The organism is Streptomyces sp. NBC_00005 (genome assembly GCF_045160215.1).
Taxonomy (GTDB): Bacteria; Actinomycetota; Actinomycetes; order Streptomycetales; family Streptomycetaceae; genus Streptomyces.
On sequence record NZ_CP108316.1, the window covers coordinates 9,617,728 to 9,630,352 of the forward strand.

12 protein-coding genes are annotated in these 12,625 nt (G+C 72.0%); 6 read left to right on the forward strand and 6 right to left on the reverse strand.

Translation table 11 applies throughout. The features are described from left to right. Positions 1 to 53 precede the first annotated feature (53 nt). Positions 54 to 1,412 (reverse strand): FAD-dependent oxidoreductase, encoded by a 1,359-nt coding sequence (locus tag OG303_RS43875; protein WP_405875509.1) that lies wholly within the window; start codon positions 1,410 to 1,412, stop codon positions 54 to 56. Between the two features lie 190 nt (positions 1,413 to 1,602). On the opposite strand from OG303_RS43875, the gene OG303_RS43880 reads away from it, so the two are divergent. Next, positions 1,603 to 2,070, forward strand: a complete 468-nt coding sequence (locus OG303_RS43880) for a DUF6214 family protein (protein ID WP_405875510.1) — start codon at positions 1,603 to 1,605, stop codon at positions 2,068 to 2,070. A 109-nt stretch (positions 2,071 to 2,179) separates the two neighbouring features. On the opposite strand, the gene OG303_RS43885 is transcribed toward OG303_RS43880, so the two are convergent. Further along, positions 2,180 to 2,938: a TetR/AcrR family transcriptional regulator gene (locus OG303_RS43885; protein ID WP_405875512.1), complete on the reverse strand. Its 759-nt coding sequence runs from the start codon at positions 2,936 to 2,938 to the stop codon at positions 2,180 to 2,182. 266 nt (positions 2,939 to 3,204) lie between these two features. Here OG303_RS43885 and OG303_RS43890 point away from each other — a divergent pair, with 266 nt between their 5' ends. Then, positions 3,205 to 3,453, forward strand: coding sequence for a DUF2630 family protein (locus tag OG303_RS43890; RefSeq protein ID WP_405875513.1), 249 nt, complete (start codon positions 3,205 to 3,207; stop codon positions 3,451 to 3,453). Between the two features lie 67 nt (positions 3,454 to 3,520). Here OG303_RS43890 and OG303_RS43895 read toward each other — a convergent pair whose 3' ends face one another. The 4 genes from OG303_RS43895 to OG303_RS43910 all read right to left on the reverse strand — a co-directional run bounded on the left by OG303_RS43895 (position 3,521) and on the right by OG303_RS43910 (position 6,599). Further along, positions 3,521 to 4,210, reverse strand: a complete 690-nt coding sequence (locus OG303_RS43895; RefSeq protein ID WP_405875515.1) for an HAD family hydrolase — start codon at positions 4,208 to 4,210, stop codon at positions 3,521 to 3,523. 70 nt (positions 4,211 to 4,280) lie between these two features. Beyond that, a complete protein-coding gene (locus OG303_RS43900; RefSeq protein ID WP_405875516.1) occupies positions 4,281 to 4,952 on the reverse strand; it encodes a phosphatase PAP2 family protein in 672 nt (223 codons plus the stop codon). Between the two features lie 53 nt (positions 4,953 to 5,005). Beyond that, positions 5,006 to 5,941, reverse strand: coding sequence for a M56 family metallopeptidase (locus OG303_RS43905; protein ID WP_405875518.1), 936 nt, complete (start codon positions 5,939 to 5,941; stop codon positions 5,006 to 5,008). Positions 5,942 to 6,053: 112 nt separating this feature from the next. Continuing rightward, a complete protein-coding gene (locus tag OG303_RS43910) occupies positions 6,054 to 6,599 on the reverse strand; it encodes a DUF5134 domain-containing protein (RefSeq protein ID WP_405875519.1) in 546 nt (181 codons plus the stop codon). A 166-nt stretch (positions 6,600 to 6,765) separates the two neighbouring features. Here OG303_RS43910 and OG303_RS43915 point away from each other — a divergent pair, with 166 nt between their 5' ends. The 4 genes from OG303_RS43915 to OG303_RS43930 all read left to right on the forward strand — a co-directional run bounded on the left by OG303_RS43915 (position 6,766) and on the right by OG303_RS43930 (position 12,623). Next, entirely contained in the window at positions 6,766 to 8,463 is a 1,698-nt protein-coding gene (locus OG303_RS43915) for an FUSC family protein (RefSeq protein WP_405875521.1), read from the forward strand. A gap of 132 nt (positions 8,464 to 8,595) precedes the next feature. Then, a complete protein-coding gene (locus OG303_RS43920; RefSeq protein ID WP_405875523.1) occupies positions 8,596 to 9,138 on the forward strand; it encodes a MarR family winged helix-turn-helix transcriptional regulator in 543 nt (180 codons plus the stop codon). A 141-nt stretch (positions 9,139 to 9,279) separates the two neighbouring features. Then, entirely contained in the window at positions 9,280 to 11,829 is a 2,550-nt protein-coding gene (locus OG303_RS43925; protein ID WP_405875524.1) for a cellulosome protein, read from the forward strand. A 20-nt stretch (positions 11,830 to 11,849) separates the two neighbouring features. After that, positions 11,850 to 12,623: a DinB family protein gene (locus OG303_RS43930; protein WP_405875526.1), complete on the forward strand. Its 774-nt coding sequence runs from the start codon at positions 11,850 to 11,852 to the stop codon at positions 12,621 to 12,623. The last annotated feature ends 2 nt before the right edge of the window (positions 12,624 to 12,625 follow it).

The window sequence follows — 12,625 nt, forward strand, 5'->3', positions numbered from 1 at the left end:
TTTCCGGGTTGTTGCCGATGTGTGTACTGCCCAATCGACGGCGTCCGACTCCGCTACGAGACCTGCTGCGACCCCGCGGCCCGCGCTGCCGCCAGCAGCGACTCCCAGTCCGCCAGCTTGACGACACTGCGGCCCAGTGAGGCCCCGAGGGCCGCCTCGGCCCGCTCGATCGCCTGCCATCCCGCCCACTGAACCGGCTCGATCCCCTCCGCACGCAGCATCTCGACCGGATCCTCCGGAAGGTCCCTGCGTACGAGCACGTCGGCGTCCTCGAGCAGCGACATCACCGTCTCCTTCGCGCACGGACGGTTGGTGCCGATCACGCCCGTCGGGCCGCGTTTGATCCAGCCGGCCACGTACTCGCCCGGCGCGACGACGCCCGCGCGCAGGACGCGTCCGGCAAGATGCGGCACGGTGCCGCTCGCCGCGTCGAACGGCAGCCCCTCCAGCGGCACTCCGCGATAGCCCACCGAACGCAGCACCAACTGCGCCTCGATGTCCTCGTACCGTCCCGTGCCCCGGACGCCGCCCTGCCTGTCCGGCTCCGTCCGTTCGAAGCGCACCGCGCCCACGCGCCCCGCGTCGGCGAGCAGTTCGACGGGGCGCAGGAAGAAGCGCAGCCGGATGCGGCGCGGGGCGTCCTGGGGAGGCGTCTGAGCCCAACCGCGCAGCACCTCCACGTTGCGGCGCTGGGCCGCAGGCAGGGCGGCGGAGGGATCCACGTATGCCGGATCCAGTGCCAACTCCGCCGGATCCACCGTGACTTGGGTGCTCGGCAGGCCGCCCAGCTCGCGCAGCTCCTTGGTCGTGAAGCGGGCCTGGGACGGGCCGCGCCGGCCCACCATGTGGACGTCCCTCACCCGGCTCGCGGTCAGCGCGCTGAGCGCCGCCTGCGGCATGTCCGTCGGGCTCAGCTCCGCCGGGCCCCGGGCCAGGATCCGCGTGACGTCCACCGCGACGTTCCCCACGCCGATGACCACGGCCGACCGGGCCTCGCTCACGAACCCGTCGTCGGCGGCGTCCGGATGGGCGCTGTACCAGGACACGAACTGCGTCGCCGACCAGCTGCCCGGCAGGTCCTCCCCGGGGATCCCGAGGTGACGGTCGGTGGCGGCGCCCACGCAGTACACGACCGCGTGGTACAGCTCGCGCAGCCTGGCGCCCGGCAGCCCGCCGGGGCCGACCTGGATGCCGCCGAGGAAGCGCACCCGCTCGTGCTCCAGGACCGTACGCAGGTTGTTCTGCAGTGACTTGATCTTCTCGTGGTCCGGTGCGACGCCGTAGCGCACCAGGCCGTACGGACACGGCAGCCGGTCCAGGACGTCGACGAGCACCCCGGAGTCCATCTGGACAAGGCTCTGGGCGGTGTAGACCCCGCTCGGTCCGGAGCCGACGACGGCGACACGCATCACGGCGGAACTCCTTACGAGAGGAGATCGCTTACGGCTCCAGGATCGCACCGCCGGTGCTCCGCTGACAGGGTGCAGGCGCGGTGCGGACGTGCGTGTCCGTTCTCGCTGAATGTGATCAAGTGGTTACGTTCCGCGTGTGCTAGAAGCATCCTTTCTTAATCTTTCTGATCGTTGTCCGACGGATGGCACGGTGTCCGTATGGCCCGCGTGGGAAGTGCGGGAGGACGAGCGCACCACGTCGTGGTTCACCGTCCGGCTGGCGTTCAGTGACGGCGCCCGGGTCGACGCGCTCGCCGTGGTCTGCGACGGGTGCGCCTCGTTGGAGGAGGTCAGGGCCCAGCCGGCCCTGTCTCTCGACGACCTCGCGGAACTCGCCGACTGGATCGAGGAACCGCTCTTCGAGGCGTGCGGCCCGAGACGGGATCCGGCTTCGGGACGCGGCGGATCCGCAGGCTCCCGGCGGGCCCGAGCCACCTGGCCCCGCGGCATCGAGGGGCGCCGGCTCGTCGCCCAGGAGTACCGCGCGGCACAGCAGGGGGGCGCCGACCCGGTCCTCGCGGTGATGTGCGCGACCGGCCACAGCCGCCGCAGGTCGCTCAGGCTGATCTCGCAGGCGCGAGACTCGGGGTTCCTGGCACCACGTCACGCACGGCGCTGACGGGCACCTGGATCTGGAGAAGGGGATCCGGCGAAGAGGGTCCGGCGAACGGAATCCGGCGAAAGGATCCGTCCGGGCGAGCTCGACGTCCGGCCGTATAGCGGCCGGACTACTTCGACCGACCGGACTCTTGCGACTGACCGGACGGCTCCGACCGACCGGATGGCTCTGACTGACCGGACGGATCCGACTGGCCGGGCCGGTCGCCGGGCTCCTCGCCGGTCGCGAAGTACCGTGACAGATCCGCCTCGTGCGTCCCTCCGGTCGCCGCGTCCGTTTCCGGTGGGACGCCCATCTCCCAGTCGAGCCGGTAGCGCGTGAACAGCTCGGCCCGCAGGGTCGTGATCGGCATCGGCACGTTCGGCAACACCATCGCGTAGACGGCGCCCATCAGCAGCGAGCGCAGCATCGGATATTCCGCGTCGACGTCCTGCGACCCGCGCCGGGCGACACTGTCCCTGAGCAGTTCCGCGAGGCGCTGCTGTTCCGGGCACTGCACGAAGCCCTCCGCCTGCAGCAGCCCGGCCATGTGCTGGCGCATCAGCACAGGCCGGTCCCGCCCCAGACCCAGAATCGCGTCGATGGCCCGCGCCATCCGCTCCCGGCCGTCCTCGGTGCGCGGCTCCCGCTCCACCGCCTCCTCGAGCGTGCGGTGCATCAGCCGGTGCACCGCGGACTGCACGAGCTGGCGCTTTCCGGGGAAGTAGTACGACACCAGACCGCGCGCCGAGCCGGCTCTGTCCGTGATGTCGCCGAGCGTCGTCGCCTCGTATCCGTACTCGCCGACCAGCTCGACGGCCGCCTGCAGGAGCCGCTCCCGGGAACGTCTCCGCAACTCTTCATTGACCGAGGCGCTGCGCGGGGACATGCTGTAACTCCTGCGTTGACTGGCTGCCAGCCAACTATACTCGGCACGTCCCGATCGGTGTTCCGTAGCGGCTGGTCAGGGCTGCCGTCCGTCTGGGGCGACGCGGGGGATCGTCTCAGGCGGGCGGTCTGGTCGCCCAGAAGGTGTGCTGAGGCTACTTCCCGGACCTTCGGTACTCCCCTCGTGATCCTGTCGCGCTCCCGTCGCACAGCGGCCCCGGCGTCCCTAAAGTGGGCACGAGTGCCGAGCCGAGGAGGCCTGCGGACATGGAACAGGACCAGCGGATCCTGGCCAGAATCACGGACATGGTTGAGGACGAGCGCAAGCTCCGGGAGTCCCTCGCGTCCGGCGAGATCGACAGCGCGACGGAACGGCGGCAGCTGGGCAGGCTGGAGCAGGAGCTCGACCAGTGCTGGGACCTGCTGCGGCAGCGGCGCGCGAAGTCCGAGTTCGGCGAGAACCCGGATGACGCGCAGGCGCGGCCGTCGTCGCAGGTGGAGGGCTATCAGGGGTGACCGGCAGGGCTTGAGGCCAGTCGGGCCGGACGGGCTTGAGGTCGGTCTGGACCGACCGGGGCCGAGGTCAGTCCACCAGGTCCAGTACGGCGCGCAGCCCGTCCGGCCGCTCGGTCGTCGGAAGGTGGTCCACCAGGTGCACCCGGCACCCCAGGGCCGCCGCGCCGCCGTCCGCCGGCCGGTCGTCGCCGACCATCAGGGTCTCCTGCGGATCGGCCTCGAGCGCCTCGCAGGCCGCCGCGAACAGCCGTGGATCGGGCTTCTGGATGCCGTGTTCGTACGACAGGACGTACGCGTCCACGTACCGGTCGAGGCCGTGCTCGCGGAAGACCGGGCGCAGGTCCCAGCCGATGTTGCTGACCACGCCGATGCCGATGCCGCGCTCGCACAGTGCGTGCAGCACCTCGGCGGCGTCGGGGTACGGGGCCCACGCGGCCGGAGTCTTGTGCCGGTCGTACAGCGCTTCGTGCAATCCCGCATCGGGGAGCGGCACTTGACGGGAGAGACCGGTGTAGGCGGCCCGGTGCAGCTCGGCGCTCTCGTCCCGGATCTTCCACACCTCCGCGAGGTCCTCGGGCAGTTGGGCCGGATTCGCCCCGCCCGGCTGTGCCCCCGCCACCTGCAGCGCCTTCGCGGCCTGCGTCAACTCCGGTTCCGGGAGCGCGATCCCGGCCTCGTCCAGCACCGCGCGCAGCCAGGACTCGGTGGACTCGATACGGAAGAGGGTGCCGGAGAAGTCGAACAGAACAGCCGTCATGCGTGGATCTTATGTGCGAAATTCTTGAGGACGGGAAGAGCCGCAGCTCAGCGGCTCCGCGTGGGGGTGCTCACGGCCGCCACCGCTCGTGGACCAGCACGGCCAGCGCCACGAGCATCGCGCCCAGGAGCCAGCCGCCCAGCACGTCGGACGGCCAGTGAACGCCCAGCCACACGCGCGTGAGACCCACCCCGACCACGGAGACCGCCGCCACGGCCAGCGCCGTACGCCATACGGCGCGGCCGGGGCCGTAGCGGTGCAGGAGCCACAGCAGGAGGCCGCAGACGACCGTGGCGGTCATCGCGTGGCCCGAGGGGAAGGCGGCGTAGTGGGCCGAGTCGACCGGGTCGGTCCAGACGGGGCGCGGGCGGTCGACCGCGGCTTTGAGGGACTGCTGCAGCAGGGTCCCCAGTGCGCAGGTGGCCGCCAGCCACAGTGCCGTCCACCAAGCCGAGTGCCGCCACACCAGCCACACCACGACGACCGCGCACACCAGGCGCATCGTCCAGGGGTCCCAGACCCAGTCCGTCAGGATGCGGAACGCATGGGTGAGGCCGGGTTCGTCGACGGCCCAGCGGTGGGTGGTGCGGGCGACGTCGCCGTCGATGCTGATCAGCGGGTGCCACTCGGCCGCGACCAGGATGAGCAGCAGCACGGAGCACAGGGCGAGGGCGGCCGCGGCGCGGACGGTGGTGCGGTGGTCGGGCGGGCGGGGCGGGGAGTCGACGGGCGGGTTGTGCATGGAGTGATCCTCGCCGAACAGCGGGGTGCGAGGCCAATGGCCTGTCGATCCGTCTAGCGCAGAGCCCGCAGCCCCGGCACGAACGCCACCAGCACCGGCACCACGGGCACCAGCGTGGCGGTCGCCGTCAGGCCCAGCCGCCGGACGGCCGTGAGCCGGTCGGGCGCGCTGAGCAGCCGGTGCACCCGCTGCGGTACGTGTCCCTGCGCGGTGGGAGAGGGGCCGAACACGCCCCGGTCCTCGTTGAGTTCGACGAGCGCGAGCGCGGTCGTCAGACGTCCGTGGCGACGGGAGGCCATGTCGTCGGCGGAGAGTTCGACCAGGCGGTGCATCTCGTCGCGGAACGCGGCGAACACCGGCACCTGCGGGAAGCCGCCCGCCAGCGCGCCCGAGCAGTGCAGCAGCCAGTCGTGCCGGGCCTGGGCGTGTCCCTGCTCGTGGGCGAGGACGGCGTCCAGCTGCCGGCCCTTGAGGCGGCGCAGCGCGGCGGTGGTGACCACGAGGCGGGGCGCCGCACCGGACAGCCACCAGGCGTCGGCCCGCTCACCCTCCAGCACGACGAGCCGGCCGTTCGCGGGTTCCTCGCCGGGCAACAGCGGGGCCTGGACGAGGAGTTCGGCCCGGTGCCGCCGACGATTGGCACGCGCCCGCACGACCTCCCGCACCAGCATGGCCCCGCTCCACACCCCGGCGCACGCGAGCGTCACCGCGGTCGCCGCCGCCCAGGGGCCGGTCGCGCGGAGCGCGTAGGCGTCCACGACCGCGTGCGGCGCCGCGGCGAACACATGGCCGCGCACCGCCTGCCAGGCGGCCGCCGCGCTGAGCGTCATCGACAGCGCACAGCACAGGAGTACGGCCGCCACCACGCACTGCCACGCCCACAGCGCGACCACCGGTTCACGGTCCGCCCAGTCGGCCCGGGCGAGCAGCCGAGGGGCGACGACGGCGGCCAGCGCGCCGAGCAGCAACAATGCCGCGGGGACCATCATGACGATCACCCTATGAGCCAACGCACACCCGGGATACGGTCTGCGACGGCAAAGTGACGCAGGCAACGGCTTCGTACGAGAAGAAGACTCCCAGCAGCAGAGCAGCAGAGCGTCAGAGCGTGATCAGCATGGCCACCATGGCGATCCCCATCGACAGCCGGCACGCCCGCGCCAGCTCCGGGCGGTCGCTCCAGCCCGGTGTCCCGCCGGCCGTGGCCACGACGGGCATCAGCCGGACGCCGGACAACAGCACGTACCCCATGAAGTAGAGCAGCAACACCCCTGTCACCAGGGGGACTCCGGACGAAGCCCCGTGCCCGGCATGGTGACCCGGGGAGGCGGCCATCGCGAGCGCCATGTAGACCATGGCCGCGGCGCCCACCAGGTGGTGCAGATGGTGCGCGCTCGTCCGCGCCGCCCACAGGGCGCGCAGCGCTGCGGCGCCGAAGACGGCCGTGTAGACGGGCCAGGTCCATGACGGCGGGCTGAACACCGCCGCCGGCACGGCCATGGCGGCCATGCCGAAGCCCATCAGCGCCTCGCCGCCCGCGGCCCGGCGCTGCTCCTCGACCGTGCTGCGCATCCGCAGCAGACAGTAGGCCCCGGTCGCCGCGCACAGCGCGACCAGCAGCCAGCCCGGCGAAGCCGTTCCGTGCACGCGCGCCTCCCCGCTCGACGGTGTCGACAGTCGGTGATTGCCCGCACGACGCGGCGCGCACGCGAGCGCAAGGGTGTACACGGGGAGCATTCGAGGGAGCACGGCAGGTGAGTGCCGGGGGCAGAGGAATCCTTTACGAGTAAAACACCTGGTAATGTTATGTCGCATGACACCAGAAACCCGGCCCCCGACCCTCACCGCCCCGCGCGCCCCCCGCCTCCCCCTGACCGGCGTCCTGCGCCTCGGTCGGCCCGCGGACATCTGGTTCAAGCCCGCCCTGAGCGTCGTCGCCTCGGTCGCCCCGCCCAATCTGACGCTGCTGGCCCTCGGCCGGCTCGACCTGGCGATGTACACGATGGCCGGGTCGCTGTGTGCGCTGTATGCCCACAACCGTCCCTACGCCGCCCGGGCCCGCGCCCTGGTCTGGGTGGTCCTCGGCATGGTCGGCGGCCTCGCCGTCTCCCTGGTCACCGCCTCGCTCACCGGCAGCGCCGTCGTGCTCGTCACCGTCGGCGCCCTGCTGGCCGCGCTGCAGAAGACGCTGTGCGACGCGACCCGCGTCGGCCCGCCCGCCAATGTGGTCCTGACCTTCATCACCTCCGCCTCGCTCTTCGCCCCGCAGACCCTCGGCCAGGTCCCCGGCCACCTCGCGCTGGCCCTCGCGGCGGGCGGCTGGGCCTGGCTCGTCGGCATGGCCCCCTGGCTGCTGCGCCCGCACGGCCCGGAGCGGCGGGCCACCGCAGGCGCGCTGAACGCCGCCGCCGCGTACGCCGGCACCCGTGGCACCGCGGACGGCCACGCCCGGGCCCGTGCCGCGGCTTTCGCTGCCGTCCAGGCTGCCTGGCAGTCGCTGCTGGCCATCGGCGACACCCGTACCCGGCGCGGCCTCGAACGTCTTGTCATCCGCGCCGAAGTCGCCCTCGCCGCACCCGCCGACACCGACCCGGAGCAGCTGCGCACCTGGGCGGGCGAGCTGACCGGCGCCGGGCCCGTTCCGGAGGTCCACGACCCGGCCGCCGCCGACGAACTCCTCGGTGTGGACGCCGAACTCGCCGTCCCGTCCCGCCCGTTGTGGGAGCGACTCGGCCCGCTCACCCCGATCGCCGTACGCACCGCCCTGGGCTGCGCCCTCGCCGGCTACGCCTCCCTCGCCCTCGGTATCGGTCGCCCCTACTGGGCCCTGGTCACCGCGGCCTCCCTCTACCAGGCCAACCTCGCCCTCACCTGGAGCCGCGGCGTCCAGCGCGTCGTCGGCAACCTCGTCGGCGTCCTCCTGTTCGCCGCCGTCGTTCCGCTCGCCCACCTCGGCCCGGCCGCCCTCGTGCTGTGCTGCCTCGCCTTCAACTTCGGTGCCGAGGCGCTGATGGGCCGCAACTACTGGCTCGGCAGCGTCTGCGTGACCCCGATGGCGCTGCTCATCACCGAGTTCACCGGACTGCAGGAACCCGGGCGGCTGATCACCGAGCGCGTCGTGGACACCGTCGTCGGCGCCCTGATCGGCTTCCTCGCCGCGGTCGCTGTCACCAACCGGCGCTCCGGCGACCGCGTCGAGCTCGCGCTGACCGCCGTCGAGCGCTCCCGCGAGCACGCCGCCCGCCTCCTGGCGGAGTCCGCCCCTGCGCCCGGCGCCGTGCAGGCGGCCCGCCGTTCCCTCGCCGCCGCCCTGGCCGACCTGCGCGCCACCGTCGACGCGGCGTCCGGCGAATGGTGGCAGCGCGCCCTGCCCCAGGAGCGGGTCGTGCGCGCCGAGCAGGCCGGACACCGTACGCTCGCGGCGACGGTAACGACCTGGGAAGCAACGGCGCCCGGGACAAGGAGCGGCGTCCGGTGCGCTCGGTCGCAAGGCGCCGGAAGGCCCTCGTGACGGAGCTACTAGGGTGTTTCGGCAACGCGGCGAGCGGCTGTGCCGGGCGTCGCGACGCCGGGTGCCATTGCTCCCCAGGGCCGCAAGGCACCAGAGGCCGCACCGGAGCGTGAGAACGGAGGGCGTACGGCCATGACGGCAGCGAACGGACGGCAGGCGGGCGCGGCCAGGGGTGACGACACCGTCTCCGCGGTCGTCCGGCAGTGGCAGGCCGTCCACCCCGACCTCGACACCGGCCCCATGGAGATCATCGGCCGCATCAACCGCTGCGCCGCCCTCCTCCAGCAGGCCGAGGACGCCCCGCTGCGCCGGGCGGGCCTCAGCCGCCCCGAGTTCGACCTGCTCGGCGCGCTGCGCCGCACCGGCCACGAACTGACCCCGAGCGAGCTGGCCCGCGAGACCTTCTCCTCCGGCGCCGCCGTCACCAAACGCCTCAAGCAGCTCACCGAGCGCGGCCTGGTCGAGCGCCGGGGCGACACCCGCGACCGTCGCGTCGCCCATGTCCGCCTGACCGACGCCGGCCGCGATCTCGTCGACGGGATCCTCCCCGAGCAGCTGGCCTACGAGACCGCCGTACTGGCCGTCCTGGATCCGCAGGGACAGGGCGAACTGGCCGGGCTGCTGGGCGAGTTGCTGGGGCGGCTCGAGGGCCGCCTCGGCGCCCTCCGTGTGTGAGAGACCCTGTCCGAGCGGCTGCCCTCGGAAAAATCGAGGGCCGGACGTCCGTTGACGTGATCCGCGACCACTCCTTACGTTCGACCAGGCCGGTTCGGATAACCGACTGGTGTACGAAATGCCGAACGAAAGAGGGCTGCCGTGACAGCCGAGACGCTCACTGTCGACCTGGGCACCGAGACAGGCCCGTTCCACGGCGGTGCGAGCGGCACGCTCTACGGCCTGTACGGCGACGGCGTGCCCAGCCGCGCCGTCGTCGAGGGCATGTACGTCCGCACGGTCACCACCAAGGCCCAGGACGGCATCCAGCATCCCGGCGCCGACGCCCTGGATGTCCTGCCGTCGTTCGTCGCGGCGGGCGGCCAGGACGTCTACGTCTATCTGACCGACATCCACCGCGGCTTCCCCTACGAGTGGCCGGGCGCCACCGGAGAGGAACGCCTCGCGACCTATCTGCGCAGCGTCCGCCACCAGGTCGAGCAGATCCTCACCCTGGGCGCGCTCAGGTCCCATGTCGTCTACGTGCCGTTCAACGAGCCCGAGGGCAACATGTTCGGCACGGGGGAGTGGGGCTACGACCAGGTCTCCTGGCGCACCGAACCGGGCCCCTACTTCGCGGCCTGGCAGGAGACGTACCACCTCATCAAGGGCCTGGACCCCGAAGCGCGCATAGCGGGCCCCAACACCTGCGTCCTGTACCCCGAGGTGCGCGGATTCCTGGAGTTCGCGCGCGAGCACGGCGTCCTCCCCGACGCGATCACCTGGCACGAGCTGTCCTCGCCGGACGAGGTCCGCACGAACGTCGTCAAGTACCGGGAACTGGAGCGGGAGTTGGGCATCGGCCCGCTGCCGGTCAACCTCAACGAGTACGCGCACAACTACCACTTGTCCGTGCCCGGGCAGATGATCCAGTGGATCGCCGCGATCGAGGAGTCCAAGGTCGACGCCGACATGGCGTACTGGAACATCGCCGGCAACCTCAACGACTCGGCGGTCGAGGCCAACAAGGGCAACGGCCAGTGGTGGCTGTTCAACGCCTACGGGCAGCTGTCCGGGAACACCGTCCGCGTCACCGCACCCCACCCCAACGTGCAGTACACGCTGCAGGGCGTCGCCACGCTCGACCGGCTCAAGCGGCAGGCCCGCGTGCTGTTCGGCGGCGCGAGCGGCGCCGCGGACCTGGTCTTCGAGGGCGTCGACGCGGACGTGTTCGGTGCGACCGTCCACGTACGGCTGCAGGAGATCTCCTGGACCGGCCAAGTCGGCGCGTCCGCCCAGCCGTTGCGCCTCCTCGACGCCGAACTGCCTGTCATGGACGGCCTGGTGGCAGTGCCCCTGACCGACCTCGACGAGATGTCCGCCTACCAGCTGATCCTGGCCCCTGGCGGCAACGGCGCCACGCTGCTGCCGCCCCCGGCCGACCGGCGGCGGACGTACGAGGCCGAGGACGCCACGTACACGGGCGGCGGCTACGTGAAGAACGGCCCCGAGGGATCCCCCTCCGACGTCGACAAGTTCGCGACCTCCGGCGGCTACCACATCGGCGGCCTGCGCACCGGCTCCGACGGCATGCTCGCCTTCGACGTCGAGGCCCCGCAGGACGGGACGTACGACATCAGGGTTTTCGCCAACTCCCACAACCTGGCCGACCTGGTGCGCGAGAACGGCCCCACCAACGTCTTCCTGCGCGTCGACGGCCAGGACGCGCGGGAACTGCGGCTGCCGCTCGGCTACAAGTGGGCCGTGTGGGGCCACACCGACATCGAGGCCCAACTGACCGCAGGGCCACACCGGATCACCCTCGCCGCACAGGACCCCGACCTCGGCGCGACCAAGGGCGAGGCGGTCGTCGACAAGCTGGACCTCGTCCTGCGCGACGACCAGGAGGCCCTGTACGAGGCCGAGTACGCGGCGCTCGGCGCGGGCTCCCGGGTCAGCTACGCCCACCTCGGCGCCTCCGGCCCCGGCGTCGCCGTCGCCCCCCGCGGCGGCACCGTCACCTTCTGGGTGCACGCCGCCGACGACGGCGAGGCGACGGTCACCGTCGACCTGCTCGGCCCCGGCGAGGGCCTGCTCGCGGTCAACGGCGAGGAACTCGGACGCGTTCAGCGAGGCGCCGTCCCCCTCTTCCTGGCCGGCGGCATCAACAAGGTGACGGTCACCGGGACTTCGGAATGCCTGGTCGTGGACCGGCTGCGCGTCGCCCCGTCCCGCGGACTGCTGCCCACGCGCGTGACCGGCGCCGAGGAAGGCATCCTGACCGGCGGCGCAAGGGTGACGGGACACTCGTACGCCACCGGCGGAAAGGCGGTGGACGGCATCGGAGCGGGCCCCGGCAACGCGCTCACCCTGACGGTGACGGCCGAGCGCGCCGGACGCCACGCGCTCACCATCCGCTATTCCAACGGCGAGCAGGCGCCCGCCACCCACTACAACCCCGACCCGGTCTGCCGCCGCGCGGACATCTCCGTCAACGGAGCCACCCCGCACCGCGTCCTGTTCCCCACGACCTTCCACTTCAACAACTTCTGGAACCTGTCCGTCCCCGTCACCCTGAACCAGGGCGCCAACACGGTCGCCTTCACCGCCGACGAACTCCCCGACTTCGACGGCCACACCCGCAACGCCTTCGGCCAGCGGTCGGCGTATGCCCCGGTCGTGGACCGGGTGACGGTGACACCGCTTGCCTGAAGGGACCTATGGTGACGGTCATGGCGGACGACTTCCGAGACCTCGCCGACGGCGAGTTCGAGCGAGCGAACATGTCGCGGACACGCTTCAGCGGCGTGAGCCTCAACGGTGCGACGATCCTGCACTCCGCGCTCCACCGGGTGGTGATGCGTGGCGTCGAGATCGTCGACACCACCATCGACGGCGAGATCCACCACCTCGTCATCAACGGTGTGGACGTCGCGCCGCTGGTGGAGGCCGAGCTCGACCGGCGTCACCCGGACCGGCCGAGGTTCAGGCCCACCACCGCCGACGGGTTCCGCGAGGCGTGGGACCTCGACGAGCACCTGTGGGCGGCCACCGTCGAGCGCGCCCGCAAGCTCGAACCGGAGCTCCTGCACGCGTCGGTGGACGGCGAGTGGTCGTTCATCCAGACACTGCGGCACCTGGCGTTCGCCGCCGAGTCCTGGGTGGGCCGAGGCGTGCTCGGCGACCCCGCGCCCTGGCACCCGCTGTCGCTGCCCTGGGACCAGATGGACCCGCGCGAGGGCGTGCCGTGGGACCGCGATGCCCGGCCCTCGCTGGAGGAGGCACTCGCCCTGCGCCATGAGGCGATGGCTCTCGTCCGTCGTGTGATCGATACCCTCACGGACGAGCGGCTCGACGAGCGGACCGCACCGCTCGTCGGCCCCGGCTGGCCCGACGAGGGCGAGACGTTCCCGGTCCGGGAGTGCCTGCTGATCGTGCTCAACGAGGAGTGGCACCACCGGCTGTACGCCGAGCGCGACCTGACCGTTCTCGAAGAAGGGGCCTGATT

Bases quoted from the DNA above. Each gene is read 5' to 3' on its own strand.
- OG303_RS43885 (WP_405875512.1), bottom strand. From the start codon at position 2,938: ATGTCCCCGCGCAGCGCCTCGGTCAATGAAGAGTTGCGGAGACGTTCC.
- OG303_RS43890 (WP_405875513.1), top strand. From the start codon at position 3,205: ATGGAACAGGACCAGCGGATCCTGGCCAGAATCACGGACATGGTTGAG.
- OG303_RS43895 (WP_405875515.1), bottom strand. From the start codon at position 4,210: ATGACGGCTGTTCTGTTCGACTTCTCCGGCACCCTCTTCCGTATCGAG.
- OG303_RS43900 (WP_405875516.1), bottom strand. From the start codon at position 4,952: ATGCACAACCCGCCCGTCGACTCCCCGCCCCGCCCGCCCGACCACCGC.
- OG303_RS43905 (WP_405875518.1), bottom strand. From the start codon at position 5,941: ATGATGGTCCCCGCGGCATTGTTGCTGCTCGGCGCGCTGGCCGCCGTC.
- OG303_RS43915 (WP_405875521.1), top strand. From the start codon at position 6,766: ATGACACCAGAAACCCGGCCCCCGACCCTCACCGCCCCGCGCGCCCCC.
- OG303_RS43920 (WP_405875523.1), top strand. From the start codon at position 8,596: ATGACGGCAGCGAACGGACGGCAGGCGGGCGCGGCCAGGGGTGACGAC.
- OG303_RS43930 (WP_405875526.1), top strand. From the start codon at position 11,850: ATGGCGGACGACTTCCGAGACCTCGCCGACGGCGAGTTCGAGCGAGCG.